The organism is Microcoleus sp. S13C4 (assembly GCF_036700865.1).
GTDB lineage: Bacteria > Cyanobacteriota > Cyanobacteriia > Cyanobacteriales > Microcoleaceae > Microcoleus.
Window position 1 is genome coordinate 20,741 of the sequence record NZ_JAUBPS010000052.1, and the last position, 26,193, is coordinate 46,933.

The 26,193-nt window shown below is 46.4% G+C and carries 19 protein-coding genes; 8 read left to right on the top strand and 11 right to left on the bottom strand.

Translation table 11 applies throughout. From position 1 onward, the window contains the following. Positions 1–26 precede the first annotated feature (26 nt). A complete protein-coding gene (locus QT996_RS20240) occupies positions 27–1,076 on the top strand; it encodes an AAA family ATPase (RefSeq protein WP_333048548.1) in 1,050 nt (349 codons plus the stop codon). After that, positions 1,060–1,665, top strand: a complete 606-nt coding sequence (locus tag QT996_RS20245; RefSeq protein ID WP_333048549.1) for a HEPN domain-containing protein — start codon at positions 1,060–1,062, stop codon at positions 1,663–1,665. Before QT996_RS20240 ends, QT996_RS20245 begins: the two co-directional genes overlap by 17 nt. Before the next feature lie 489 nt (positions 1,666–2,154). Here the strand turns inward: QT996_RS20245 and QT996_RS20250 are convergent, their stop codons facing one another. The 4 genes from QT996_RS20250 to QT996_RS20265 all read right to left on the bottom strand — a co-directional run bounded on the left by QT996_RS20250 (position 2,155) and on the right by QT996_RS20265 (position 9,416). Beyond that, positions 2,155–3,564 carry a ferredoxin:protochlorophyllide reductase (ATP-dependent) subunit N gene (locus QT996_RS20250; protein ID WP_333048550.1) on the bottom strand — a complete coding sequence of 470 codons (1,410 nt, stop codon included), beginning with the start codon at positions 3,562–3,564 and terminating at the stop codon, positions 2,155–2,157. Between the two features lie 478 nt (positions 3,565–4,042). Next, positions 4,043–5,380, bottom strand: coding sequence for a DUF5331 domain-containing protein (locus QT996_RS20255; protein ID WP_333048551.1), 1,338 nt, complete (start codon positions 5,378–5,380; stop codon positions 4,043–4,045). 34 nt (positions 5,381–5,414) lie between these two features. After that, the gene (gene bchL, locus QT996_RS20260; protein WP_006634709.1) at positions 5,415–6,281 is read right to left on the bottom strand and encodes a ferredoxin:protochlorophyllide reductase (ATP-dependent) iron-sulfur ATP-binding protein; all 867 of its coding nucleotides are present in this window, start codon (positions 6,279–6,281) and stop codon (positions 5,415–5,417) included. A 972-nt stretch (positions 6,282–7,253) separates the two neighbouring features. Further along, complete coding sequence (locus QT996_RS20265) at positions 7,254–9,416, bottom strand: CBS domain-containing protein (protein ID WP_333048552.1); 2,163 nt, start codon at positions 9,414–9,416, stop codon at positions 7,254–7,256. A 145-nt stretch (positions 9,417–9,561) separates the two neighbouring features. On the opposite strand from QT996_RS20265, the gene QT996_RS20270 reads away from it, so the two are divergent. Continuing rightward, complete coding sequence (locus QT996_RS20270) at positions 9,562–12,120, top strand: PhoD-like phosphatase (protein WP_333048553.1); 2,559 nt, start codon at positions 9,562–9,564, stop codon at positions 12,118–12,120. 451 nt (positions 12,121–12,571) lie between these two features. Here the strand turns inward: QT996_RS20270 and QT996_RS20275 are convergent, their stop codons facing one another. The 4 genes from QT996_RS20275 to purS form a co-directional block, all read right to left on the bottom strand. After that, the gene (locus tag QT996_RS20275; RefSeq protein ID WP_333048554.1) at positions 12,572–14,656 is read right to left on the bottom strand and encodes a hypothetical protein; all 2,085 of its coding nucleotides are present in this window, start codon (positions 14,654–14,656) and stop codon (positions 12,572–12,574) included. Next, the gene (locus QT996_RS20280; RefSeq protein ID WP_333048555.1) at positions 14,649–16,694 is read right to left on the bottom strand and encodes an ATP-binding protein; all 2,046 of its coding nucleotides are present in this window, start codon (positions 16,692–16,694) and stop codon (positions 14,649–14,651) included. The genes QT996_RS20275 and QT996_RS20280 overlap by 8 nt, the downstream gene beginning before the upstream one ends. Positions 16,695–16,922: 228 nt before the next feature. Then, positions 16,923–17,624 carry a phosphoribosylformylglycinamidine synthase subunit PurQ gene (gene purQ / locus QT996_RS20285; protein ID WP_333048556.1) on the bottom strand — a complete coding sequence of 234 codons (702 nt, stop codon included), beginning with the start codon at positions 17,622–17,624 and terminating at the stop codon, positions 16,923–16,925. A 288-nt stretch (positions 17,625–17,912) separates the two neighbouring features. Beyond that, positions 17,913–18,197, bottom strand: coding sequence for a phosphoribosylformylglycinamidine synthase subunit PurS (gene purS / locus QT996_RS20290; protein ID WP_333048557.1), 285 nt, complete (start codon positions 18,195–18,197; stop codon positions 17,913–17,915). Positions 18,198–18,340: 143 nt separating this feature from the next. Here purS and QT996_RS20295 point away from each other — a divergent pair, with 143 nt between their 5' ends. Further along, the gene (locus QT996_RS20295) at positions 18,341–18,733 is read left to right on the top strand and encodes a Fur family transcriptional regulator (RefSeq protein WP_333048558.1); all 393 of its coding nucleotides are present in this window, start codon (positions 18,341–18,343) and stop codon (positions 18,731–18,733) included. A gap of 309 nt (positions 18,734–19,042) precedes the next feature. Here QT996_RS20295 and QT996_RS20300 read toward each other — a convergent pair whose 3' ends face one another. The 3 genes from QT996_RS20300 to QT996_RS20310 all read right to left on the bottom strand — a co-directional run bounded on the left by QT996_RS20300 (position 19,043) and on the right by QT996_RS20310 (position 21,996). Beyond that, positions 19,043–21,253 carry a peptidase domain-containing ABC transporter gene (locus QT996_RS20300; protein ID WP_333048559.1) on the bottom strand — a complete coding sequence of 737 codons (2,211 nt, stop codon included), beginning with the start codon at positions 21,251–21,253 and terminating at the stop codon, positions 19,043–19,045. A 157-nt stretch (positions 21,254–21,410) separates the two neighbouring features. After that, positions 21,411–21,599, bottom strand: coding sequence for a hypothetical protein (locus tag QT996_RS20305; protein ID WP_333048560.1), 189 nt, complete (start codon positions 21,597–21,599; stop codon positions 21,411–21,413). Positions 21,600–21,768: 169 nt separating this feature from the next. Continuing rightward, positions 21,769–21,996, bottom strand: a complete 228-nt coding sequence (locus QT996_RS20310) for a secretion protein HlyD (RefSeq protein ID WP_333048561.1) — start codon at positions 21,994–21,996, stop codon at positions 21,769–21,771. 339 nt (positions 21,997–22,335) lie between these two features. On the opposite strand from QT996_RS20310, the gene QT996_RS20315 reads away from it, so the two are divergent. From QT996_RS20315 to QT996_RS20330, 4 genes are all read left to right on the top strand, one after another. Beyond that, the gene (locus QT996_RS20315) at positions 22,336–23,451 is read left to right on the top strand and encodes an HlyD family efflux transporter periplasmic adaptor subunit (protein WP_333048562.1); all 1,116 of its coding nucleotides are present in this window, start codon (positions 22,336–22,338) and stop codon (positions 23,449–23,451) included. A gap of 148 nt (positions 23,452–23,599) precedes the next feature. Next, the gene (gene trpS, locus QT996_RS20320; protein WP_006634695.1) at positions 23,600–24,610 is read left to right on the top strand and encodes a tryptophan--tRNA ligase; all 1,011 of its coding nucleotides are present in this window, start codon (positions 23,600–23,602) and stop codon (positions 24,608–24,610) included. A gap of 138 nt (positions 24,611–24,748) precedes the next feature. After that, a complete protein-coding gene (locus QT996_RS20325; RefSeq protein ID WP_333048563.1) occupies positions 24,749–25,639 on the top strand; it encodes a methylenetetrahydrofolate reductase in 891 nt (296 codons plus the stop codon). Positions 25,640–25,752: 113 nt separating this feature from the next. Next, positions 25,753–26,139 carry a hypothetical protein gene (locus tag QT996_RS20330; protein ID WP_333048564.1) on the top strand — a complete coding sequence of 129 codons (387 nt, stop codon included), beginning with the start codon at positions 25,753–25,755 and terminating at the stop codon, positions 26,137–26,139. The last annotated feature ends 54 nt before the right edge of the window (positions 26,140–26,193 follow it).

Here is a 26,193-nt window from a genome sequence, read left to right on the forward strand (position 1 = left end):
TGACTTCCCCAAAAGTATAAAAAAAGATGGTTCAGAAAATAGCTCTATTTAATCACAAGGGCGGCGTTAGCAAAACAACCACTACATTTAATCTAGGATGGATGTTAGCCACCAAGGGAAAAAAAGTAATCATAGTGGATGCCGATCCGCAATGCAACCTCACAGGAATGGTTCTGGGGTTTTCAACTAAGGAAGAGCTAGAGGAATTATATCAAAAAAACCAGAATATTAAATCAGGCTTAACACCTGCATTTGAATCAAGGCCTAAGCTAATTGAGGCTGTAGATTGTTTGCCAGTAGAAAGGTGCGAGGGTCTGTTTTTGTTGCCCGGTCATGTTGGACTTGCTGAATACGAGGTACAATTAGGCATTGCACAAGAGCTAAGTGGTTCAATTCAAGCACTTCAAAACTTACCTGGTTCAATTTCTTTTCTTTTGCAAAAAACAGCAGATAAATTTGAGGCCGATTATATTTTGATTGATATGAGTCCAAGTTTAAGCTCAATTAATCAGAACCTGCTGATGACCAGTGATTTTTTTATACTTCCCACAAGTCCTGACTTCTTTTCAGTAATGGCGATCGATTCTTTGGCAACAATTTTGCCAAAATGGTATGCTTGGGCTCAAAAAGCTTCAGAAATGAGGATTTTGAAAGATGCCGCCTATCCATTTCCCAAAGTTACACCGCGCTTGCTTGGGACTATAGTTCAAAACTATCGAATAATACGTCAAGAACCCGCCGCTGCTTTTCAGAATTGGATAGATAGAATTCAAGAAGCTGTTTCTAATAGATTAGTACCATCTTTGCGAGCAAATAGTATGTTGCTGGCTAAAGAAATGTACGAATCTCAAGACATCGGCAGTGATTTCTGCCTTGCAAAAATTTCTGATTTTAACAGTCTGATTGGTAAGTCTCAAGAGCATCAAACACCTGTTTTTGCTCTTACGCCAGAGCAAATAGAGCAGGTTGGTATAGTTTTAACAGGCACTCAAGAAGCACAAAAACCCTTCATAGAAGCTTTTTCCAAACTGGCAGACAGAATTATTGGTTTAACGTGCCATGCAGTCAGCAATTGATCTATTTCGCATCAGTATTGCTCGCGTTCGGGCTCTGATTGCTGTGCATAATTCTCTAAAAGCTCAAGCTAGTAGTGTTCTCGATCTTTCAGATATGCTCAGAGCTGCACTTGTTCTAGCGGTTAGCGCTTTAGACTACTATATCCACGAAGTTGTCAGGATAGGAATGTTAGAAATTCATCGAGGGCAGCGTCCTGAACCTCCTGCATTCTCGCGGTTTCAAATTTCATTGGGTAGCGCTCGCACTGGTATAAACGCAGGACAAAATATTGATTCCTGGCTAGAAGATGAAATTAGACAGCGCCACAGCTACAAAAGTTTTCAGCAGCCAAATGCTATAGCTGATGCTATCCGGCTGATTTGCGATAAAAAGTTGTGGGAAGAAGTTTCTACTAACATGGTTAGGTCCGAGCGAGATATAAAACAACAACTAATTTTGATTGTCGATCGCCGAAATAAGATAGCACATGAAGCAGACATAGATCCTTCCTACCCAATAGGCGATCGCTGGCCTATTGATGAACTATTAGTTAATGAAGCGGTTGATTTTATTGAGCAAGTTGTTGAGAGCATACACAACATTTTGTAACCCGCGACGATTAAATAAAAAAGCGATCGCACTCTTCATCCGCGTTAATCTGCGTTAATCTGCCTGTATCAGCGGTTCATAAAAAAATAAAAGAGCGATCGCCCTTTAACCCTCCCTCAAACTCGATCGTCCTTTATGCTAAACATCAGCCGTAGGTAAAGGAATCTCATCGCCGCACTCATAAGCAGTCTCTACCCACAATTCCCTAGCTTCCTCAATGTTCTCCCTCGCTTCCGACAAAGTTTCCCCACAGACATACAACCCGGAAGGTCTTTTATTATGGCTGTATAACCTTCAGATTCTGGATAAAAACTGATAGCATATTTCAGGCTCAAGTAATAATCTAGAGACTTAAAGTTGACTTTCATCTTCTAATTAAAAGATCGATCGCACACTTCATCCGCGTTCCGAAGCGTCAATCCGCCTACATCAGCGGTTCCTAAAAAAATAAGGTGAGCAACGCCCACCTTACTCTCTTACTAAAAACGATTAAACCTTAGCTTCTTTCTTCACCAAATCACCCCAACCCAAATCCTTCAGCGAATTATTCCGGCGCAGCGGACGAGTCACCAACTCCAAAATATCCCGCGCATTACCAAAGCCGTGAATCTGAGCAAAAGTAAACTCAACAGACCACTTAGTATTAATCCCCCGCGCTTCCAAAGGATTAGCGTGAGCCATACCAGTAATCACCAAGTCAATATTCTGCTCGTAAATCCGCTGAAGCTGATTGTAATTGTCTGGTTTTTCCACAATCCGAGGAGTAGGAACTCCCATCTCGTGACAAGTCTTTTCTAACAACGCCAATTCCGCTGCTTGATAGCGCTTGTCCATATAAGGAATACCGATTTCCGGGCAAGTCATGCCGCAGCGAATCAAGAAACGTGCTAAAGAAATTTCCAGCAAATTGTCTCCCATAAAGAAGACAGATTTACCGCGAATTATTTGCAGGTAATCTTCCAAACCAGCCCAAATTTGCGCTTCCCGTTCGTCCAAACCTTTTGGTTCAATTCCTAACACTGAGCAAATCTTTTCAATCCAAGCGCGAGTTCCGTCAGGGCCGATCGGGAATGGAGCACCAATTAACTTACACTTGCGGCGGCGCATCAACGTAGAAGCAGTCCGCGACAAGAAGGGATTCATGCCCGATACATAATAGCCTTCTTCCAATACTGGCAATTCTGTGTATCGCTTGGAAGGAAGCCAACCGGACACTTTGATTCCTTGCTTCTTCAATTCTAAGGTTAGCTGAGTAACAACCGGGTCGGGCAAAGAACCGAAAAGTACCAGCGGTGTGTGCTTGACATATTCCGATTCATCTGCTGCAACTTCCTCTTTTTTCTTGCCGAAATTCAGCAGTTGAGAGATAGCATTTCGTTCTTGTTTCTGAGATTCCATCACGGGCGCTTTCTCAGGGCATTTAGCAGCCATCGCTGCTAAAACGGTATCTTCTCCTTGAGTAAAGGCGTAATCCAAGCCGTTAGCGCGGGCTGTGACGATGGGAATGCCAATTTCGGCTTCCAGCTTCGGTGCTAACCCTTCCAAATCCATTTTGATGATTTCGGTGGTGCAAGTGCCGATCCAGACAATTACACTGGGGTTACGATCGCGCTTAATTTGCAAGCACAGCCGCTTCAACTCATCATAATCGTTTAACTGAGCGGAAATATCGCCCTCTTCCAACTCAGCCATCGCATAGCGAGGCTCAGCAAAAATCATCACGCCCATTGCGTTTTGCAAGAAATAGCCGCAAGTCTTGGTACCGATGACCAAGAAAAAGCTATCTTCAATTTTTTGATAAAGCCAAGCTACGCAGCTAATCGGACAAAATGTGTGATAATTGCCTGTTTCGCATTCAAAGTTTAAAGCTTCCGGTTCATTAGTAGTAATAGCAGTCATATCTCAAATCTTCTCCCTTTAAATTGTTTTTAGTCTGAAACAGGACTTGCGGCGGAGCGAGGAAACACCTGGATTTTGCGATCGCCTGACTGCGATCGCGTTTGAGAGAAATAGGTTGTTTTTCCTCTCAAACGCGAACAGGCACATGAGCGAAAAAAAAATCTGTTTTTTGCGATCGCGCTTTCGCAGCGAACAATAAATAGAAATACCTGATTTTGGGCTAATTCCTCTGAAAAATAGATGCAACAAACTCAATATTTCCGCAGCCGCAGCATCCAAAATTTGGGCTAAAAAATTCTGCGCGAGGGCTTATAATCCCTCACAGCAGGGATTTAGTTTTCTTCAACTCGCTCGTGGCAAAAAGCCTTTTGGCAGTTGTGAGTCGGAGCTAATTAAAAATTAACAACTCGCAACTCACAACTCACCAATAGAGCGGCCAACTTCAAGACTAGAACAGATGCGGGCGATCGCAACAACCTCACTTAAAATCAGATAAAAAGCCGGAAATTTCTTCATCCTCATCGTCGGAATCCAAATCACCGAGACCTAGAGCATCTAAATCATCTTCATCCGGATCTCCGGTAGTTGCTTCCCCCAGATCGTCGAGTCCGAGATCGTCGAGGTCATCGTCATCAGATACAGAGAAATCGTCAATACCGTCATCGTCCAAGTCGCCCAGATCCATATCTAGGTCATCTGAGGTCGCTGTCCCAAAAGGATCGGGTATTTCTTCGGCGACAAACTCTGCATCTTCTTCCCCAAACGGATCGGATATTCCCGATTCGAGATCCCCAGAGGTCAAAGTCCCAAATTGTGAAGCTTCTTCGTCATCATCGCCGAGGTCAAGACCGCCCAAAGCCGAGGCTTCTTCGTCATCATCGCCGAGGTCGAGACCGCCCAAAGCCGAGGCTTCTTCGTCATCATCGCCGAGGTCGAGACCGCCCAAAGCTAAGGCTTCTTCTTCCTCGTCATCACCCAGATCAAAGTCCGATACGGCGTCTTCCTCATCGTCGCCCAGATCAAAGTCCGATACGGCGTCTTCCTCATCGTCGCCCATATCGAAGTCCGATACGGCGTCTTCCTCATCGTCCTCGATACCTAGACCGTCCAAAGCCGAGGCTTCTTCCTCGTCATCGTCCATGTCGAAATCGGAGACAGCTTCTTCCTCGTCATCGTCCATGTCGAAATCGGAGACCGCTTCTTCCTCGTCATCGTCCATGTCGAAATCGGAGACCGCTTCTTCCTCAAACTCATCGAAGGATTCATCCTCGGTGCTCAGTGCTGACGCTGCTGCTGCCATACCAGCGGCTCCGGCGACTACTCCGGCTGCTGCTAAGGCAGCACCGCCCAATTTATTAGATTTGGCTGCGGGTGCAGCAGTGGCAGTTGGAGCTGCTGCGGGTGCAGCAGTGGCAGTTGGAGCTGCTGCGGGTGCAGCAGTGGCAGTTGGAGCTGCTGCGGGTGCAGTAGTTGCAGTTTGAGTGGCTGCGGATGTTGGAGATTTGCCGGCCGTCTGCGGCGCGATATTTGAGGGCATACCCAGCGCGATGTCCGGGTCAAAATTTAGCCCCAACACTTCGATCAGGCTGTCTGCATCCGGCTTAAGTTTTGAGAAGGGCAGCATTAATTGCTGGAGTTCCGGCTCCAGGGCAGCCGCAATTCCCAGGATGAGGTAAGAAACAGGCCTTTTCCCGCCGTCGGGTGTGGCGACCGTGTTCTCAGCCGTCATGTGCAGGAGCAGCCAAGCCCGATTTACCTGGTAGTAGTCCAACCACTTCTGTTTGAGAGCAACTGAAAAAGTATCAAAAAAAGCCATAACCTCTTTATCCTCATCCTGATCGCTAGACCTATTAAACCATCATCAGGTCTAGCTCATCTTCCTCCTTCTTGACCACCGGTTGCACTGGATTTAGATAAAAATCTGAAAGTAAGGCGAATAATTCGCGATCGGGCGTGTCGTTGGGCACTACTCCTTCGGGCATTGCCAAAATCTGGTCAGCGATGTTGAGGTAGTAATCGCAGACGTAGTTGAGGGAAGGATCGCTTTCGGCCATCTCAAACAATGTTTTGCCTTTGACGCGAGAAACTCGGATGTCTTCAATCAGGGGCAGCACTTCCAGCACCGGCATCGGTACAGAGTCAATGTACTTGTCGATCAAGTCGCGCTTTGAGGTGCGGTTGCCAATTAAACCGGCGAGCCGCAACGGGTGAGTGCGAGCTTTTTCGCGGACTGAGGCGGCGATGCGGTTGGCTGCAAATAAAGCGTCGAACCCGTTGTCGGTAACAATCATGCAGTAATCGGCGTAGTTCAAGGGGGCTGCAAAACCGCCGCACACTACGTCACCGAGCACGTCGAACAGGATGATGTCGTATTCGTCGAAGGCATTGAGTTCTTTGAGCAGTTTGACGGTTTCACCGACTACATAGCCGCCGCAGCCAGCTCCTGCGGGAGGGCCACCCGCTTCTACGCAGTCAACGCCGCCGTAGCCTTTGTAGATGACATCTTCGGGCCAAACGTCTTCGTAGTGATAGTCCTTTTGCTGAAGGGTGTCAATAATTGTGGGGATTAAGAAGCCAGTGAGGGTAAATGTGCTGTCGTGCTTTGGATCGCAACCGATTTGCAAAACTTTCTTGCCGCGCTTGGCTAGGGCAACGGAGATGTTGCAGCTTGTTGTCGATTTGCCAATTCCACCTTTTCCGTAAACTGCGAGTTTCACTCTTTGTTCTCCTATAGGTTTCTATCAAAACGATGAGGGCTGGGGTTTCATGTTGTTTTTCGATCGCCCAACTGCCATAGCCCAATTGCAATAGCCCAATTGCAATGCCCTTACTGTCAGTCGCTGTGAGATTTCAGATTTGAGATTTTAGATTGACTCAACAGATGAATCTGCAAGTTCTCTCTAATGGCTAAAATTTTTCGATCTCGACGACTTTTGTTTGGGGCTTGTATCCTTCTTTGGGCTAGGCCAATTTTGGAGTCCGCCCTTAGTCACCTCGTTGAAAGCATTATTAGCTAACTTGCGATGAAAAGAAAGGGGGCCTATAAATGAAAATGCTAGTAAATTTGTTTATTTTGCACCTCTGGGAATCTTAACTGGTTTTTTAAGCTAAAAATCTATTTTTAGAATTTTTTTAGATTTTTAATCAGTTTTAGAATACTTTCTTAATATAAAGAGGTACAAAAATAAAACAAAAATTAACTTTTCAAACAATCTGGGCTTTTGGCTTTGGGGCTAGGATGCAGGCAGTTGATGGCTTGTGCGGGTAACTGGAACGGTCATAAAGGCGCTAGTGGATGAGGCCAACTCGAAGGGAGTTCGGATCAGTTGGGTCAGGGGAGGGCAAAGTTATGGGATTTTAGATTTTAGATTTTAGATTTTAGATTGGGAAAGATTGACTTTGCTTGGGCTTCTGGTGTTTTGTAAAAAATTGTAAATTTTTAGGAAGTGGGGGGGAGTTGCAGAGTGGGGGAGTGAGTCGGGAAGACGGAGAGTGGAGGAGGAGAGTGGATGGGGAGAGTGGGGAATTGGGAGAATATGATGTCTTCCCCTGACTACTGATACCAGTTGAAAAAAAGAATGCAACTGTAGACCCGTGATCCAAACCCCGGGCTTCATGAGTCATTTCCCATCCTTAAATTGTTCAATCTAAAATCTAAAATCTAAAATCTAAAATCCTCTGACTGCTGACTAATGACAACTGACGATCGGAATTTCGATCGCAAACTCACTGCCCCGTCCAGCTTCCGAAACGCAGTTGAGCCGCCCCCCGTGCTGTTCGACGACTAAATGGTAAGAAATCGACAGTCCCAACCCAGTGCCCTTGCCGACTGGTTTGGTAGTAAAAAACGGGTCAAATAATTGGCGGCGAATCTCCTCCGGTATGCCCCGCCCGTTGTCGGAAATGCGGATCGCCACAAAATCGCCATCAACAACTTCAGTACGAATTGTAATTGTGGGAACAGTCAATGGAGAACTAGGATTTGACGGAGGTGAATTTTTCCCCTCTCTCGTCGCCCATTCCCCTTTCTGGATTTCTTCATCCAAAGCATCAATAGCATTGCCGATAATATTCATAAACACCTGATTGATCTGACCGCCACAGCACTGGATCAGGGGCAAATTACCGTATTTTTTAATAATGTCAATAGCTGGATGTGCGCCGTGAGCTTTGAGCCGATGCTGCAAAATCAACAAAGTGGTTTCGAGTCCCTCGTGAATGTCAACGAGCTTGATGTTAGATTGATCCGATCGCGAAAAATTACGCATCGACACAACTATTTGGCGGATGCGCTCGGTTCCTACTTGCATAGAAGACAGGATCTTAGATAAGTCTTCGACCAAAAACTCGACTTCGATATCTGCTGCTGCTTTCCGAATTTCCGAGACTGGTTCGGGATAGTGCTGCTGGTAAAGTTCCAAAAGTTGGAGCAATTCTTTGATGTAGTGGCTGGCGTGGGAAAGGTTGCCGTAGATAAAATTAACAGGATTGTTAATTTCGTGAGCGATACCGGCAATCATTTGTCCCAAAGAAGACATTTTTTCGGTTTGCACTAATTGAGTTTGAGTTTGCTGCAACTTTCGCACCGTTTGCTCTAATTGCTGTGCTTGATTTTTCAAGCAAGCTTGCTTTCGCCGCAGCGCTTCTTCGACTCGCTGGCGCTTGATAATATCCCGTCTCAACAATTCATTTGATTCTAAAAGTTGAGCGGTGCGTTCTTCAACTTGTTTTTTTAAGTCGTCATGAGCTTGGCGCAGGGCTTCTTGGGCTCGCTGCCTCTCTAAAATTTCTTGCTGCAAAAGTTCGTTGGCTTTCTGCAATTGGGCGGCTCGATCGTCAACTGCTTGCTGCAAAAGCTCGATCGTCCCGTACATTTCTGATTGGTTAAAAACTTGCGGCAAACTTGTCACAGAGACAATGCCCAACAGTTCTCCGTGACTGCCAACTACTACCAAACGGCGGACACCGTGCCGCTGCATGGACTGGTGGGCACTCCAGAGGGAATCGGCGGGAGATATGCAAAATAAAGGCGCACTCATGGCCTCTGTTGCCGATATTTGGGATAGGTTTAATTCGAGGGCGTGAAACTGCACAATATCGCGCTCGGTGACAATGCCGATCGGAATTTGGTAATTTTCTATTGGCGCGATCGCCAGCTCGGGATGCTGAATTTGCTCTTGGACAATGACGACGCAACTAACTCGATGCTTGACCATGAGTTCGGCTAAATCGAGGGCTGAGGCAGTTTTTGGGGCCGAAATGACTTCTTTGGTCATGACATCTGCTGCACAGCGCAAATTGGTTAGCAAGTTAACCGGTTGCAGGGCTTCGTGAATGGCTTCGCGGGTGATGATGCCCAGAAGTCGCGAGTCCTCGTCCACTACGGGCAAATGCCGAATCTGATGCTGGCGCAAGGTGAATATAGCTGTGAAAATATCTTGAGACTCGGATTGTTTGAGGGTAATGGGCGATCGAGTCATTACGTCAGCAATTGTCAGTCCTACCGCACAAGCTGCGACGGTAGTTAGCTTGACGATATCTCGTTCTGTAAAAATGCCGATCGGCCGATTATCTTCCACCACTAAGACGCAACTGCGCTTGGCTGCGCTAGCAACAGCGTTTTGTTTTTCACCACAAAGCTGACAGGAGACGCGCATCGGGTTCATGAGAGCCAACACTTGGGCGATCGGGGTTTCTGGAGCCACGGTGAGGGGGTGGCGGTCGATCGCCTGATCTAAAGGTGAGGAGTAGAGGGGCCGGCTGTTGGGCCGTCCAGCGGTTTCTGATGATTTAATTGCTGGCAACTGAGGGGCTGAATTGACGAAATGCTGTAATTTTTCTTCTTGTAGCATGATTATTAATTTTACTTAATGAATTGTTACAATTTTGGAGACTTGGGTTGGCAGACTTAGCATTAATTAACCGGGTGACAGATGCTCGATCGCTTAAAATCTGATTGCTAGAGCGCCCTTATTTAATTTTTATGTTTTAAATCCTATGTCGTGGACTCCCTTAAGTCATCGAATTCATCACTTGCCGCTGATCCTTGCGGGCCCGATTTTGCGCCGGACTGAAACTCAGGCAGTGACAGTTTGGCTAGCTCTGAAAGCCCCCCGCCAAGTGGAACTCAAGGTTTATTCGACAGAGGGCGGAACCGGCGAAATTGTCGATCGGCCCTTACTCCAAGGTGCGAACTCTACCGTGCAGCTCGGCAAATACCTGCACGTAGTGGCGGTGACTGCTAAACCAATTAACAACAATGTCTTGACATACGGGCAAATTTATGCTTATGACATCGAGTTTGCTGGGAGTCGCGCGTCACCCTCGGGGGTGGAAGTCCCAGAAAATGAGAAAGAAAATCTCATTTCTTGCCTGTGGCCTGCCTCCCCTAATTTGTCGGCTTTGGGGCCGGAGACGATTAGTTATTTCGCTCACCAGTTGCCGACTTTTGCGCTGCCGCCGAAGGATTTAAACTATTTGCGTATAGTTCACGGTTCTTGTCGCAAGCCCCACGGAGATGGCAGAGATGCGCTGCCAATCTTGGATAATTCGATCGAACAGTTTGCAGGTACGGCAAATAGCAGGCCCCACCAACTGTTTTTAACCGGCGACCAAATTTACGGCGACGACGTTGCCGATGCGATGCTGTGGGCTTTGACTGATGCTGGCGATACACTGTTGGGCTGGGAAGAGAGTCTACCCCTGATGGATGATGCCCAAATTAAAAAGAATTTGTGTATCAGTATACCTAAAAATTCGGAAAACGAAAATGTAGTTGCCCAAGAGAGGGAAATTTTTAGAGAGTCACCTCTTCAGAAACCGTCTGATGCTGAATATCAGTCCAAAAAACCAATTGAGTTAAAACCGGGGACTCGCAGCGATATTGCCAGAGATTTTGGCGGCTTTACGGGGATGTTGGTGAATAAACCGGACAAGGCTAAAAGTCACTTGTTTAGCTTGGGCGAATATTATGCGATGTATTTGTTAGTTTGGTCGCCTGTACTTTGGTGCGAGCGTTTTCCGAAGGGTAAGGATATTTGTCCAAATTCTAAGCAGGCAAAAGTTTGGGATAGAGAAGTTGTTGAACTTGACGGTTTTGCTCGCAATTTGTGGAGGGTGAGGAGGGCGCTAGCAAATATTCCTAGTTATATGATTTGCGATGACCATGATGTTAGCGACGATTTGTATTTGAATCGAGAGTGGTGTTACCGGGTGCTGGGAAAGCCGCTGGGCCGGCGGGTGGTGCAGAATGCTTTGCTGGCTTACGCTGTGTTTCAGGCTTGGGGAAATACGCCCGCACAGTTCGATCGCGAAAAACCGGGAGATAAATTATTAAAGGCTGCTGAAAAATGGTCGGAGTCTGCGGGAAAAGATGTTTCTGCTTGGGAGGATGCCGCTTCGTATTTGGGAATTCCAGGGCTCGATCCGAAAACTCATTTGCCTAAGTTGAAATTAGATGAAGATGTTTTTATTTTGGATCGGGATGGCGAGGGTGTAAGTGAGGTTTTGAATTGGCATTTTACTGTGAGAAGTTTTAAGCACGAGGTGATTGTGCTGGATACGCGGAGTTGGCGGGGGTATCCGGTGAAAAGCGCGATCGATCCGCCGATGCTTTTGACTCACAAAGGTTTTGAGGAGCAAATTCAGCAGCCTTTGCATGAAACTAATTTGCTGAATAAAACTGGGGAGTTTGAGATTGAGGCGACGCTGGTGGTTGTGCCGACAAATTTGGTGGGTTTGTGGATTATTGATGCGGTTCAAAAACGGGATGTGGAACAGGGGAAGGTTTTTAATAGTGATGCGGGGGATGCTTGGAATTTTCATGAGTTAGCTTTTGTGAAGCTGTTGTCGGAGTTTTTTCAGCAGCGCGATCGGGTAATTGTGTTGAGCGGGGATATTCATTATGCTGCTGCTGTGCGGCTGAGTTATTGGTCTGATTGTCATTTTGGCGATTCTAGGCGGAATATTGAGCCTTTGAATATGGCCACTTATAAATCAAATTGTCACTATTCTGTGTTGGCGCAGTTGACTGCTAGTGCTTTTATCAATGAGGAGTGGAAAACGCATTTAATTCATACTAAGATTAAGTCGCTGTTTCCTGAGCGATCACACGAATGTTTGGGATGGAATGAGCCGCTGGAATTAATGAAAATTCCCAGGAGTAGCAGAAAGAAAGCTATGGCTGCTGCTCTCAGGAATAGACAATCTCTGCCGGATTGGGGCTATCGGATTGACTGGATGAAACGGCAAAGAGCTCGGATGTTTTTGCTGCTAGAAAAGGGAACTCCGTCAAATAGATCGCATAAAAATAAAGAATTGTCTGTGCGGCGTAGGTTGTGGAATTTTATATCGCTGTTGTGGCGCAATCGCTGGCTGCAAGAGGGTGATGAGATTGTGGGATATAGCAATATTGCGATCGTCAGTTTTCAGTGGCCTACTGATGATGATGGGGAGAAGGCGGTGATGCAAAATGTTTATTGGCGGCCGCTTTGGGCATCGGATAGTGTGGTTTACAGTCAATATTTTGTGCCGCTGGGATTGGATGAGGATGATTAGATTACCGATTTCTTGAAGAAGTCGGGGATTTCGATATGGGTACAATATTGTGATAAGTTTGTGGCAGTGTCCGCCGGGGGTTGAAACCCCTGGCGGACTCGCGGGCCAACCAACTGGCCTTCCCTGTGTGGACAAACTAACGGACTAATAAATCGAATTCGATCGCAAATTTCTCTCAAATTCGATCACCCGATCAACAAAAAACCCGATCGCCCATCCACAAAAATTCGATCGCCCCAATCAACACAAAAACCAGATCGCACATTTCTCTCAAATTCGATCGCCCTAAAACTCGCTACATTAGGACTTAGGATGGAGGCCGAGAAACCTGGTTTTTGACGACAAGACGCTTTGCAGCCCACCGATTCGGTAAAAACCCGGTTTCTTTGGTGGGAGTGCGTAAGTCCCGTACACAAAAAATTAGATCGCCCGAATCGACCCAAAAATCCGATTATCGCCCGCCACTAACTCCCTCCAATCGCAGGAAATGCACCCGGCCTGACCAATCGCCCGCTACAACTGTCACCCCATCAGCGGCGATCGTACAGCAATTAAACTCAGCATCTCCGCTGAAACTAGCAACTTCTTTGCCACTAAGCAAATCCCTGATTTTCAGGGTGTTATCCCATGAAGCGGAAATCGCTGTGAGGCCGTCGGGTGCGATCGCCACTACCAATACCGAGTCAGTATGACCCGTGAGGGTTCTAACTTCGGTACCTGTCTCGGTGTCCCAGATTTTCAGGGTTTTATCCTCTGAAGCGGAAATCGCTCTCTTGCCGTCTGGCGCGATCGCCACTGCATATACCCTGCTAGTATGACCGATGAGGGTTCTAACTTCCGTACCTGTCTCGGTGTCCCAGATTTTCAGGGTGTTATCCCATGAAGCGGAAATCGCTCTCTTGCCGTCTGGTGCGATCGCCACTGCATATACCCTGCTAGTATGACCGGTGAGGGTTCTAACTTCCGTACCTGTCTCGGTGTCCCAGATTTTCAGGGTGTTATCCCATGAAGCGGAAATCGCAGTTTTGCCGTCGGGTGCGATCGCCACTGCATATACCCTGCTAGTATGACCGGTGAGGGTTCTAACTTCTTTATCTGTATCGGTGTCCCAGATGTTCAGGGTGTTATCGTCTGAAGCGGAAATCGCTCTCTTGCCGTCTGGTGCGATCGCCACTGCATTTACCAAGTCAGTATGACCGATGAGGGTTCTAACTTCCGTACCTGTCTCGGTGCCCCAGATTTTCAGCGTGTTATCCCATGAAGCGGAAATCGCTCTCTTGCCGTCTGGTGCGATCGCCACTGCTAGTACCGCGCTAGTATGATCGGTGAGGGTTCTAACTTCGGTACCTGTCTCGATGTCCCAGATTTTCAGGGTTTTATCGTCTGAAGCGGAAATCGCTCTCTTGCCGTCTGGTGCGATCGCCACTGCTAGTACCGCGCTAGTATGACCGGTGAGGGTTCTAACTTCGGTACCTGTCTCGGTGTCCCAGATTTTCAGGGTGTTATCCCCAGAAGCGGAAATCGCTGTGAGGCCGTCTGGTGCGATCGCCACTGCATGTATCCTGCTAGTATGACCGGTGAGGGTTCTAACTTCCGTACCTGTCTCGGTGTCCCTGATTTTCAGGGTGTTATCCCCTGAAGCGGAAATCGCTCTCTTGCCGTCTGGTGCGATCGCCACTGCATATACCAAGTCAGTATGACCGGTGAGGGTTATAACTTCTTTATCTGTCTCGGTGTCCCTGATTTTCAGGGTTTTATCCCATGAAGCGGAAATCGCTCTCTTGCCGTCTGGTGCGATCGCCACTGCTAGTACCCAGTTAGTATGACCGGTGAGGGTTCTAACTTCCGTACCTGTCTCGGTGTCCCAGATTTTCAGGGTGTTATCCCATGAAGCGGAAATCGCTCTCTTGCCGTCTGGTGCGATCGCCACTGCTAGTACCCCCCTAGTATGACCGATGAGGGTTCTAACTTCGGTACCTGTCTCGGTGTCCCAGATTTTCAGGGTGTTATCGTCTGAAGCGGAAATCGCTCTCTTGCCGTCGGGTGCGATCGCGACTGCATTTACCGAGTTAGTATGACCGGTGAGGGTTCGCAGACATCCTTCTCCCGGCCGTTCTAAATTAGCCCTCAAAGGCCGCAGCCAAAGACTATCTTTCCACTGCTTGGCTTGTTCCACGATCCCCTGAATCTCAGGTATTTCAGAATCTAGCAACCTCCCCAATAATTGGCCGGGCAGTTGCGTTTTATCCCTTTTCAAAACGTGCGCCGACTTGCGAATTGCCCCTTGAATCAAATTCAGCGTTTCCGTTTGCCCCTCCAACAGCAACAAATCAGAAATTCTCGCCAAATCGTAATCCTCAATTAACGCTTGAACCCGCAACGCATCCAACTTCGCCTCAATAAAATCAAAATCCGTCAACAACTGATGCAGCCGTTCCCCTTGAACACTCTCCGCCAAATGGCCCGGCAGAGTTTCCAAAGCATAAAGCCGCTTTTTCGGCGACAGTTTCTTCAACCGTTCTTTAAACTTACCCATCGCCGTACAAATCCTCCCACAAATTATCAGAAATCGCCGTTTCGATATCCCGCAGCGACACCCCAGCTTTCTGCACTACATCCTTACGATGCAGAAATCTTTGGAAACTCGCGTGATAGATACTGTAATCTGGGGGAGTGTCGCTGCTACGGCGCAGAAACTGTTCCCAATCATCCAGAACTTCCTGCAAATCTAAAGCATCTTCCTCAGCAAAATCCGCCAAAATATCGCAGGAAACCGGTTTGCGAACTTTAGTCAACAAATAAATCACCTTCAACTTCCGGCGGCGCAATTCTCTATCTCTAACCGCCATTTCCATCCGCGCCCAATGCTTCTCATAATATCCTTCCAACTCCCTCGGCAAATCTTTCAAACTCACATCGCTGTACTTGCCGCTATCGATATCATTCAGCACATAGCGCAGGTACATAAAGTTATTCTGGCTTTTTTCCGCCACCGCGGCCACAAACTGTTCTCGCTGCAAACTTTGACGATTAATCCAACTCTGAATTGACGCGCTGTTGCTGGTGCGTTTGTCAATATAAAGCTTGACATCCGCCAAACTTTTTGCACTGTACTGCATCAAATCGAAAACCTGATGATTTGGCAAAGGCAGAGATTCCGGTCGCTTCGAGACAATAAAATAAACATTATCCGGCAAAGCATCTGGCAAATAGAGGACATTGCTGCCACGCCCATGATCGCTCATATCGACTTCATCGAGGGCATCCACAACAAAAACTAACTTTTTTCCGCCCAATTTAGCACTGACTTCCCCCAACAATCGACTGAGAAAATTGCCATCTGTAGTCGCATTTTCTGGCAATGTTGGGTAATCCAGTTTAAAGGCTTGAATTAACTGAGTGCAGGCATTTTCCAGAAATTGCTTTGCCTTAACAGTACCTTGAGATTGCGAGTTAAAATGGACAACACAGCGCCTCTGCATCAGCAGCACTAACTTTGCCATAATTGAACTTTTACCCACACCAGGATCGGCTTCTAAAACAAAATATCCTTTGGGCTTTTTCTCCAAAAAATCGATAATTGCTTCAAACACAAATCGGCGGCCCGTAAAGTCTTGAGTGCGGTCTTGAATAATCGTTTCGCACTCGTAGGGAAGCGGCAATCGGGGTGCGGAAGTATCAACAAATCGTTCCAGCCAATTCTGAACTTGCGCCAAATCGGATCGGATGCCAATTTCTATGGATTCCAATTTCCCCATCACTTGACAAATCTGCTGCCCAGTCGCCACGGCCTCCAACTTTTGCAGTATTTCCCCATTTTGCAGCCCCAAATTTTTGAGTTCTGCCAAAGCAATTTGGTGCAGATTCAACAGCATCGCGGCAAACTTTTCTCCTCCCTTCGCCGCATCCAGTTTCAGCACTTCGCGGTACGCTTTCGGGAAAGTTGCGTACAGCTTGTCCGCCACAAATTCCACAATTTCCGCATCGAAGGATTTCCCCTCGCTGGCCGCGAATTCGTTGAGGAAACTTGCCCAATCTGCCGTTGTCAATCCGGTAACTCGATCGAACTCCTCGGCATCCGCAGAAAAAATCTTGGTTAACTGGTCTTCGGAAATATTTAAACCCCTTGACAAGTCGGCTGTATTCGTGTTAATATCCAGCCAGTATTCAGGAGTTTTCTCGGCTAATTGACTGAGTGTTGTTTCTGGATAAGGCAAATTTTTGGTTTCGGCGATCGCAATTAATTTATCTGACTTCGCAACCTCTCTCAAAATATAGCCGATCGCCTCACCCGCCGCCTTAATCAAATCGTGATTATCGAGAATCCTCGGATTTTTGCTCAACCCTTCCGTCATCCGATTTGCCAGTTCATCAGCGGCCATAGTCTCAGCGATACTACCAGCAATCGCTGCTAAAATAGAAACTCCCCCAAGTGCGATCGGGCCGCCCATCATACCCGCTGCTGCTTGAGTTGCCGGATTGGCGATCGCATTTGAAATAACTTGTCCAATAGCCATCACGGCACTGCATCCAATAACCCTAGTTTTAAAATTAGCTAAGTCAATTAGTGGCATAAAATAAATATTCTTCTTTTCAAAAGTTGGTAGTAATTATATCTTGCACGCTTGCGTTTAGTCCGTCGGGGGTTAAAACCCCCGCCTCATAGTGAAAGCCGGTTGAAACCGACTGAAAAGTTAGTTGATATCAAAAGGTTTTTAGTCCTCATTGCGAGGACTTGCGCTATGAGACAGGGGTTTTAAACCCTGGCGGTTATTGCAAATGCAATAACTCAAATATTGCAACTACAAAACAGCAGCAACACTTGCCATCAGCAAGCTTTGAAACAATTTCACCCCATCGGTTTCGCCCAGCATCGGATCGGATGCGCGTTCTGGATGCGGCATCATTCCTAACACATTGCCTTGGCGATTGCAAATACCGGCAATATTATTTAACGAACCGTTGGGATTCCCAGCATCGCTAATTTTGCCCGCCGGAGTGCAGTAGCGAAACAACACTTGATTGTGATCTTCTAGTTCTGCTAATGTATCCGCATCAGCATAATAGTTGCCTTCACCATGGGCGATCGGCAAATCGATGATTTCACCCGTAGTATAAGCCGCAGTCCAACGAGTATTACCGCGTTCGACTTTCAAAGAAGCGCGATCGCAAATAAAATTCAATCCCGCATTCCGTACCAGAGCACCGGGCAACAAACCCGCTTCAGTCAACACCTGAAAACCGTTGCAGATGCCTAATACAAGTTTGCCTTTTTTCGCGTGTTCCGCAGTAGCCCGCATCGCCGGAGAAAAACGGGCGATCGCGCCGCACCGCAAATAATCTCCGTAACTGAAACCACCGGGAATTACAATGATATCAATATCCGAAATATCGGTATCTTCGTGCCAAATCATGCGAGTTGGTTGGTGGAGTAACCCTTGAGTCACCCACACCACATCGCGATCGCAATTTGAACCCGGAAAAACAATAACTCCAAATTTCATAAGCTGAAGGAAGAAGGAAGAAGGAAGAAGGAAGAGGGAAGAAGGAAGAGGTGTCAACATAAGACTAAAATCTTATGTTTTTCTCTCTTGTATCGAAGTCTAGAGCCCCCTAAATCCCCCTTAAGAAGGGGGACTTTGAGTGTTCCGAGTTGTTGTGCTTTTAACGAAGACTTTGAATGCTCTTGTCCCCGCGTTTTTAACAAACACTTTGAATGCTCTTGTCCCCCCCTTAATAAGGGGGGTTAGGGGGGATCTCCGGGTTTAAAAACACCCTAGGGGCGATCGCATTTATGCCGCCGCTGTCTCCACAGCAACAGGAATTTCAGTCAAATCAAAACGATAATTTTCAATCACTGGATTGGCCAAAAGTTGGTCGCAAACGCGATCGAGTTGTTCGTGCGCCTCCGACTCACCAGCAGCAGTCAGCGTCAATTCAACATACTTCCCGATGCGAACGCCCTCAACATTGTCGTATCCCATGTGTTGCAAACCAGACTGTACGGCTGTTCCGGCGGGATCTAAAACAGAAGGGCGGAGGGTAACATAGATTTGGGCAAGATATTTCTGAGTCACGGGAATGTTGCGGTAGGTGATGTGAAAGTTAGCCCCATTGTATTCTACAACCGAGCTGCGCGCCGATCGCCATTTGGTTCGCCCAAGTAAGATAGCCTAGAAATAGGGACAGATGTGATTCCAGCAGATTCGAGAAAAAAATTATGAGAACCAACCACACCCGCAGTCAGGAGCGTATTTTACACTTGCTCAAGCACTTGAATCGATCGCTCTCAGCGCAAGATATCTACTTAGAACTGCGTAACAGCGACCACAGCATGGGCTTAGCAACCGTTTACCGCTCCCTCGACGGTTTAAAGCGAGAGGGGTTCGTTCACGTCAGAACCCTCGCTAGTGGCGAGTCTCTCTACGGTGCCGCCCACCAAGACCAACATCACCTAACTTGTCTGGAATGTGGCACCTCCATTACGATCGACGAATGCCCCGTCCACCACTTAGAAAGCCAACTACAACAATCTCATTCTTTCAAAATTTATTATCACACTTTGGAGTTTTTCGGATTGTGCGATCGATGTACTTTAGCTCAAGAATCTTAGAGAAGTTATTAGTCATGAGTGATATCCATTCCGGTTGGACGAGCGAAATGATTGTTGACTGTTGACTGTTGACTGTTGACCGAAAGCATCCAGGATACAAGCCCCCGGATTCATTCCTTCGCAGACTCAGGACGGAGAAATAAAAAACCTGTATCCGATAAAGGAGCCCCCGAATTTATCCGTGGGGTCAATGCTTCAATTCTTTAATCTAAAATCTACAATCTACAATCGATTGACTCGGTGTCGAACCACGCAGGCGGGTTTTGTTTCTGTAGCGACAGATTTCAACCTGTTGTTTTATTAACTCGCTCAAGGATGCAAAAACTCTAAATGATCTCCGGGAATCGATCGCAATTTTGCAGCAGACCCTTGCAATTTCAACCGACCGCGTTCTAACATGATAATCCAATCGGCGCGATCGATCACTCGCGGTCTGTGACTGATAAAAATCGTCGTTTTCCCGTGCCGATACATCAACAATTGTTCTAAAACTTCCGCTTCGCTTGCGGGGTCAAGCCCTGCGGTAGATTCGTCTAAAATCAATACGGGGGGGTTGTTGAGAAGGGCGCGGGCGATCGCCAATCTTTGTCTTTGTCCGCCAGAAATATTCGCTCCAAACTCCCCTAAAACAGTTTGATATTTATCAGGCAATTGGCTGATAAATTCATCCGCACCCGCAATTTTGCAAACTTTAACAATCTGTTCAAAGCTAATATCTGGACTACCCAAACGAAAATTTTCGAGAATCGATCGGCTCCAAAAATGCGCTTCTTGAGGAACCAAAACCACCTGCTGTCTGAGGCTGTCGAGAGACAAATCCTGCAAGTTGTAACCACCAATTCTAATATTACCAGATTGCAGGGGATACAGACCAGAAATTACTTTAGCTAGCGTACTTTTTCCGCATCCCGAATAGCCAATTAAAGCAATTGCTTGACCGCCGGGAAACGTGACAGAAAAGTTCTCCAGCAAATCGAGTCTGCCTGGATAATGAAAATTCACTGCCTTACAAATAATATTGTCCTGACTCTGAATTGTTACGAAAGGTTTCTTCGTATCGTCTTTAGTTTCCGGTTCAGCGTCGATAACTTCTGATAGCCGTTGAGTTGCTGTCTGGACGCGAGTCATTTCGTCAGAAAATCCTACTAAGGAATTCACCCAAGTAGTAACGTTTTGATTCATACTAATAAACGCTAGCAACTGACCGATACTCAATACCTTGTCAATTACCAAACCGCTACCCAGCCACAGCAGAGTAATGCTGCCAGCCGAGGCAACAAAACCAGAAAATATATTGTTGACAATGCCAATTTGTGTAGTGCGGAAAGTGAGCTTTGCTAACCGGCCGAAGCGGGTTTGAAATTCTTCCCAAAGTTGCTGACCGCTGCTAGTAGTTTTAACAGTCAGCGCCCCTTTAAAAGTTTCTACTAAAACGCCTTGAGTTTCTGCTTCCAACACCAATAAACTGCGCGTTTTTTGCTGCAATGCGGGCAGAAATACCACGGTAGAGGCAGTCATTAACAGAGCAATCACTGTAGCTGCTAACGTCAGTTCTTTGCTGTAAAATAACATAAAAATAAAAGAAACTACAGCTATAAAAAATTGACTGGGCAAGCTGATAGCGACTTGAGAAACTAATTTATTTATTTCTTGGATATCTTGTAATCTACTGACAATTTCGCCACTGCGTCTGGTTTCGTAAAAACTCAACGGCAATCGCAGGAATTTGCGCGCAAATTCCATCACCAATCCCAATTCTAAACGCTGGGAAAACTGAGCAATTAAGTTCGACTGTACCAATCCTAAACTGCTGCTAAAAAGGTTCATAACTATAACTGCGATCGCCACGCTTGCCAGGAGTTGTCTGTCGCCCCGCACCAGAATGTCGTCGGTGAGCAGTTGAACGAGAAAAGGCGAAGCAATTGACAGCAAACCCAACACTGCATTCAGCAAAAATGCTTCCATTAAAATCGGGCGATAAATCCCAATCCGGCGCATCCATTTTTGTAACGAATTGGCGGGCGGTTGACCCTCTGCGGCCACAAAAAACCGCTCAGCATCGGGTTCTACTAGCAAGCACAGCCAATCTGTCCAAGCTGCTGCTAATTCTGCTTTAGAAACATAGCGCATACCGACCGCCGGATCGCCGATCGCATATTTGTTGCCCTGTTTGCCGTACAAAACAGCCCAGTGATAGCCGTTCCAGTGAATAATCATCGGTAGAGGGGCATCATCGAGCTTGTCTAAAATTGCAGCGGCTGCTCGCACCGATCGAGCATTAAAGCCGATCGCCTCAGCTCCTTGTTTCAAGCCAAGTAAGCTCGTCCCTTGTTGTCCAGTACCGACAAATTCTCGCAAGCGGCTAATTGTAAAATTCTGTCCATAAAATTTAGCGATCGAAGCCAGACAAGCTGCACCGCAATCTTCTTCGCTCTGCTGGAGAACAACCTGATATTTCATCAACCTGTTTACTTGTCCGAAGAAAGGCATTTCTGGGATAAAAGGAATGTTCTTTAACATTTGGCAAAATGAATAATGAGTAGAGCCTAATGAACATTACTCCTCACCGAGTAGCCAATCAGAACAAAGCACCCATAAGTTTATGGGTGCTTTATTAATTCATATCAATAGAGCGATCTCAATTGACAGCACTAAACTTTACCAGTAGCACTAAACTTTACCAGTAGCGAGTTACTGCTCTGAAAGTACCATCACAATTGCGGCGGTAGACAATGTGACGCGTGGGATGGTAACAGTTGTATCTCGAAGAATCGGATCGTTCGGAATAATAGTAAGCGCCGTTGACGCTAGCTGATTCTTCAGAAGTGAGTTCAGAAAACAGTGAATTGTCCTTTGTTTCTTTCATGATTGGACTCCGTTTAACTTAATAAAATTGAAGGGAAACTAGAAATCTTATCTAATTTCTAGGGCTTCGTGTAAATACTGACTAATACTTCTGGTAGTGCGGTGGGATCTCCGGAATATTACGGAGAAATTTTCAAAATTTACTTGATCGCACAACCTGACTCAGCTATCTAAACCACTAGGGTTGGGTAAGGGCGATCGCGGCTCGGATCGTACAGATAAAGCTGGCTAGGTTGCGGCCGGAAAAACAGCATATTGACGCCATAGCTGCTGCTGTTATCGGTCTCGCTGTTGCTGTTAGCGCCGCTGATACCCATGCTAATGCTGCCACCGCTGACAGTAGCAGATTCTTGATCGGTTACTTCGGTGAAGAGTGAATTTTGTTGATTTTCTGACATAAAGAACTCCTATTAATACCTATGTACTTACTTACTACCTACGCATACATGAAAAACCCGGTAACAGCGCAAAAACTCATTGCTGAAACGCCATATTTTGATAAGTGTTGCCCGCTGGCCTCACCAGTCTTGATATTTGGCGAAGTTTGTGGGTGGTAACGGCAAAGCTGTGCGGATTTTTACCTTGACCCTGTGAATTTTGATTTAGACTTCTAAACCTATTCTTGGTTTCCGGAAAGCGGATCGTAAAGGTGACAAAAGAAATAAGCGATCGATCTCTCCCTCTCCCCCAACTCAAAACTCCAAACTCCAAAGCCTTCCCCTCTCCCCCTTGCCGCTATGTATCGCACTCCCGAACCCACCCCCGCTGAAACCTTTGATAACGACCAGTTTTTGCCCCCTGTCAGCCGCTGGACAACTTTGGGGGGAATTTTGATGGTGGCCACCTTTGGCGGGGCGATCGCCTTCGCTAGCGTCACCAAATACAGCGCTACAGTCAAAGCAGACGCGATCGTCCGTCCGGCGGGAGAAGTGCGCGTCGTGCAAGCAGCCACCGAAGGAACCGTCGAAAGCATTGCTGTCAGCGAGAATCAGACAGTAAAAGAAGGAGATGCGATCGCAGTTGTAGACGCTTCCCGTTTGGGCGCTCAAAAAAAGCAGTTACAAGAAATAATTAATCAGTCTCAAACAGCAGCACAGCAAATCAACCAGCAACTGCGCGACTTAGAAAATCAAATTTTGGCCAGCGCCCAATTTAAAAGCATCCAAAGTGAAAGTTCCGCCCAACAAGAATTAATCGAATCCGCTTTAGTAAAATTCGCCACATCGCTGCCGGATGTCGCCGAAAGACTCGGCCGAAGTCGGCGGGTTTTGCTCGTCAAGCAATCGTCCATTCAACAACAATTGATTCAAGCTAAAAAAGAACTAAATCAAATTGACTTAAAACTCGAAAATAGCGTAATCCGCGCGCCTGCTGATGGTACAATTCTCAGATTGGAAGTACAAAATACTGGTCAAACCGTACAAGCCGGCAGCGCGATCGCCCAAATCGTCCCCAGCGACGTACCCCTGGTAGTCAAAGCCAAGGTAACATCCCAAGACATCGCCCGCATCCAAATCGGCCAACCCGTACAGATCAGAATTTCGGCTTTGCCTTTCCCCGATTACGGCACATTAAAAGGAACTGTCAGCGAAATCGCCCCAGATGCGATCGCCACTCAAAATCCCACTAATAATTTAGGCACAGCTTATTACGAAGTGGCAATTAAGCCCGAACAAACTTATTTAACAAAACTCAAATCCGCCAACAGCCAATTCTTCGGCAACCCGCAAGCTAATGTCCCCCGCCAGTATTCGATTCAATCGGGAATGGAAGGCAGAGCCGATATTATTACCGGCGAAGAAACTGTTCTGACATTTGTTCTACGCAAAGCAAGGTTGCTGACAGATTGGTAATTAGCCAGTTGTCAGTTGTCAGTTGCCCGTTGTTAGTTGTCAGCAGTCAACAGTCAACAGTCAACAGTCAAGCGCCAGAAAATTAGAGGCTCTGAAATTGAAATAACGTGTCAATATAGAACTGTGAGTTCAATTCTATTCTTTCCTCATGGGCAAACAGCGCGTTCTTTCTGGAGTTCAGCCAACGGGCAATCTTCACCTCGGCAATTATCTCGGTGCCATTCGCAACTGGGTAGAAGGTCAAAGTCAGTACGAAAATTACTTCTGCGTAGTCGATTTGCACGCAATTACCGCCCCGCACAATCCAGCAACTCTAGCCTCCGACACTTACACGATTGCCGCGCTCTATTTAGCTTGCGGGATCGATTTAGAATATTCTACTATTTTCGTGCAATCCCACGTCTCGGCGCACACAGAACTAGCATGGCTGCTCAACTGCATTACGCCGATTAACTGGCTCGAAGATATGATTCAGTTTAAAGAAAAAGCAGTTAAACAAGGTGAAAATGTCAACGCCGGTTTGCTAAATTATCCCGTCTTAATGGCAGCAGACATTTTGCTTTACGATGCCGACAAAGTGCCAGTGGGAGAAGACCAAAAACAGCATTTGGAACTCACCCGCGATATTGTCATCCGATTAAATCATCAATTCGGCACACCCGAAAAGCCAGTATTGAAACTTCCCGAACCGTTAATTCGGACTGACGGTGCGAGGGTAATGAGTTTGACAGATGGCACGCGCAAAATGTCGAAATCTGACCCTTCCGAACAAAGTCGAATTAATTTACTGGATTCGCCAGATACGATCGCCAAAAAAATCAAGCGCTGCAAAACAGATGCCGTGCGGGGTTTGACTTTTGACGACCCCGATCGCCCCGAAGCTAGAAATTTGCTGACACTTTATCTCCTGCTTTCCGGCAAATCTAAGGAAGAAGTAGCAACCGAGTGTGAAAACATGGGTTGGGGAGATTTTAAACCCCTGCTGACAGAGACGGCAATTAATGCCCTCAAGCCAATTCAGGATAAATACAAAGAAATAATGGACGATCCGGGATATTTAGAGTCTGTACTACGTCGCGGAAGAGAACAAGCAGAAGCTATTGCTAATCAAACTCTAACTAAGGTTAAGACAGCTTTCGGTTATTCTTTACCTGTTTAGTTGTGAGTTGTGAGTTGTTAGTTGTTATGGGTTATTGGTTAACAATGACCACTGCCAACTGCTCACTAACAACTACCAACTGTCAACTCTCAACTGTCAACTGTCAAATAACAAATAACCAATAACAGACAAATAATCATGAACCGTTTTCGCACAGCCTGCACCACCCCCGGAGAATTTATAATTACCGCCGAAGTTGCCCCCCCAAAAGGTGGCGACATAACTCACACAATTCAAATGGCTGAACGCCTCAAAAACAGAGTGCACGCCATTAATGTCACCGACGGGAGTCGCGCAGTGCTGCGAATGTGCCCGCTAGCAGTTTCGGCGATTTTAGTGCAGCACGGAATTGAGCCCATTTGTCAAGTTGCTTGTCGCGATCGCAATCAAATTGGCCTGCAAGCTGATCTCATGGGAGCCCACGCTTTAGGCATTCATAATATCTTGGCACTTACAGGCGATCCCGTCAAAGCGGGCGACCATCCTAAAGCAAAAAGTGTATTCGATTTGGAATCAGTTCGGCTGTTGCAAGTTATTCAAAAAATGAACGGCGGCCAAGACTGGAATGACAAACCTTTAACAGACGGAGTTACCGATTTATTTGTCGGTGCAGCAGTCGATCCGCAATCCCCCAGTTGGTCTGGTTTGCAAAGTCGATTTGAGAAAAAAGTAGAGGCTGGAGCACAGTTTTTCCAGAGTCAATTAATTACAGATTTTGAAGTTTTGGATAAGTTTATGCACCACGTTGCTGCGGGCTGCAACAAGCCAGTTTTAGCAGGAATATTTTTGTTTAAATCAGCTAAAAATGCTGAATTTATTAAAAAATACGTGCCAGGAGTTCACATCCCACAAGAGACTATCGATCGTTTAGCAAAAGCTCCAGAACCCTTGCAGGAAGGCATAAAAATTGCTGCCGAACAAGTCAAGCTAGCGCGGCAGATTTGTCAAGGAGTTCACTTGATGGCCGTCAAACGAGAAGATTTAATTCCTCAAATTTTGGATTTGGCAGGAATCGAGCCACTAAGCTAAGATTAAACGTAGGGGCGGGTTTTACTAACTCTCAATGCCTAAAACGAAGGATTTCGTAAAGTCGTAAACCCGCCCACTCCTGCGCTACCATTTTGAACATCAATAAAACAATCATGCTTCAAACTGTAGACAATTTAACCACCTCTCCCGCAGCCGAACAACGTTTCACTTTGCGCGGTTTGACATGGCATCAATTCAAGGCTATTCAAGCTGGCTTTGAAGACGTGGCGAATGTACGCTTATTTTATTGTGAGGGAGTTTTAGAAATTGTGGGTACGGGAAGGTTGCATGAAGCGATTAGGTGTTTGATGGGCTTGCTAATGGGACAGTATTTTCTGCAAAGAAGAATTGTATTCTTTCCCAGCGCTACTTATAGTCAGATTGTCGAAAATCAAGTCGAGTATCAGGCAGATTTGTCTTATGGTTTCGCAACTATTAAAGATGTTCCAGATTTATGTATTGAGATTGTTATCACTAGCGGTAAGCTGTTGCACATTTAAACTGTGATACACGCATTGCCCTTATTTTTGATTTTACGACCCCACTTAATTATT

Coding starts and splice junctions, on each gene's coding strand:
- QT996_RS20240 (WP_333048548.1), top strand. CDS start 27: ATGGTTCAGAAAATAGCTCTATTTAATCACAAGGGCGGCGTTAGCAAA.
- QT996_RS20245 (WP_333048549.1), top strand. CDS start 1,060: ATGCAGTCAGCAATTGATCTATTTCGCATCAGTATTGCTCGCGTTCGG.
- QT996_RS20250 (WP_333048550.1), bottom strand. CDS start 3,564: ATGACTGCTATTACTACTAATGAACCGGAAGCTTTAAACTTTGAATGC.
- QT996_RS20255 (WP_333048551.1), bottom strand. CDS start 5,380: ATGGCTTTTTTTGATACTTTTTCAGTTGCTCTCAAACAGAAGTGGTTG.
- QT996_RS20265 (WP_333048552.1), bottom strand. CDS start 9,416: ATGCTACAAGAAGAAAAATTACAGCATTTCGTCAATTCAGCCCCTCAG.
- QT996_RS20270 (WP_333048553.1), top strand. CDS start 9,562: ATGTCGTGGACTCCCTTAAGTCATCGAATTCATCACTTGCCGCTGATC.
- QT996_RS20275 (WP_333048554.1), bottom strand. CDS start 14,656: ATGGGTAAGTTTAAAGAACGGTTGAAGAAACTGTCGCCGAAAAAGCGG.
- QT996_RS20280 (WP_333048555.1), bottom strand. CDS start 16,694: ATGCCACTAATTGACTTAGCTAATTTTAAAACTAGGGTTATTGGATGC.
- purQ (WP_333048556.1), bottom strand. CDS start 17,624: ATGAAATTTGGAGTTATTGTTTTTCCGGGTTCAAATTGCGATCGCGAT.
- QT996_RS20295 (WP_333048558.1), top strand. CDS start 18,341: ATGAGAACCAACCACACCCGCAGTCAGGAGCGTATTTTACACTTGCTC.
- QT996_RS20300 (WP_333048559.1), bottom strand. CDS start 21,253: ATGTTAAAGAACATTCCTTTTATCCCAGAAATGCCTTTCTTCGGACAA.
- QT996_RS20305 (WP_333048560.1), bottom strand. CDS start 21,599: ATGAAAGAAACAAAGGACAATTCACTGTTTTCTGAACTCACTTCTGAA.
- QT996_RS20310 (WP_333048561.1), bottom strand. CDS start 21,996: ATGTCAGAAAATCAACAAAATTCACTCTTCACCGAAGTAACCGATCAA.
- QT996_RS20315 (WP_333048562.1), top strand. CDS start 22,336: ATGTATCGCACTCCCGAACCCACCCCCGCTGAAACCTTTGATAACGAC.
- trpS (WP_006634695.1), top strand. CDS start 23,600: ATGGGCAAACAGCGCGTTCTTTCTGGAGTTCAGCCAACGGGCAATCTT.
- QT996_RS20325 (WP_333048563.1), top strand. CDS start 24,749: ATGAACCGTTTTCGCACAGCCTGCACCACCCCCGGAGAATTTATAATT.
- QT996_RS20330 (WP_333048564.1), top strand. CDS start 25,753: ATGCTTCAAACTGTAGACAATTTAACCACCTCTCCCGCAGCCGAACAA.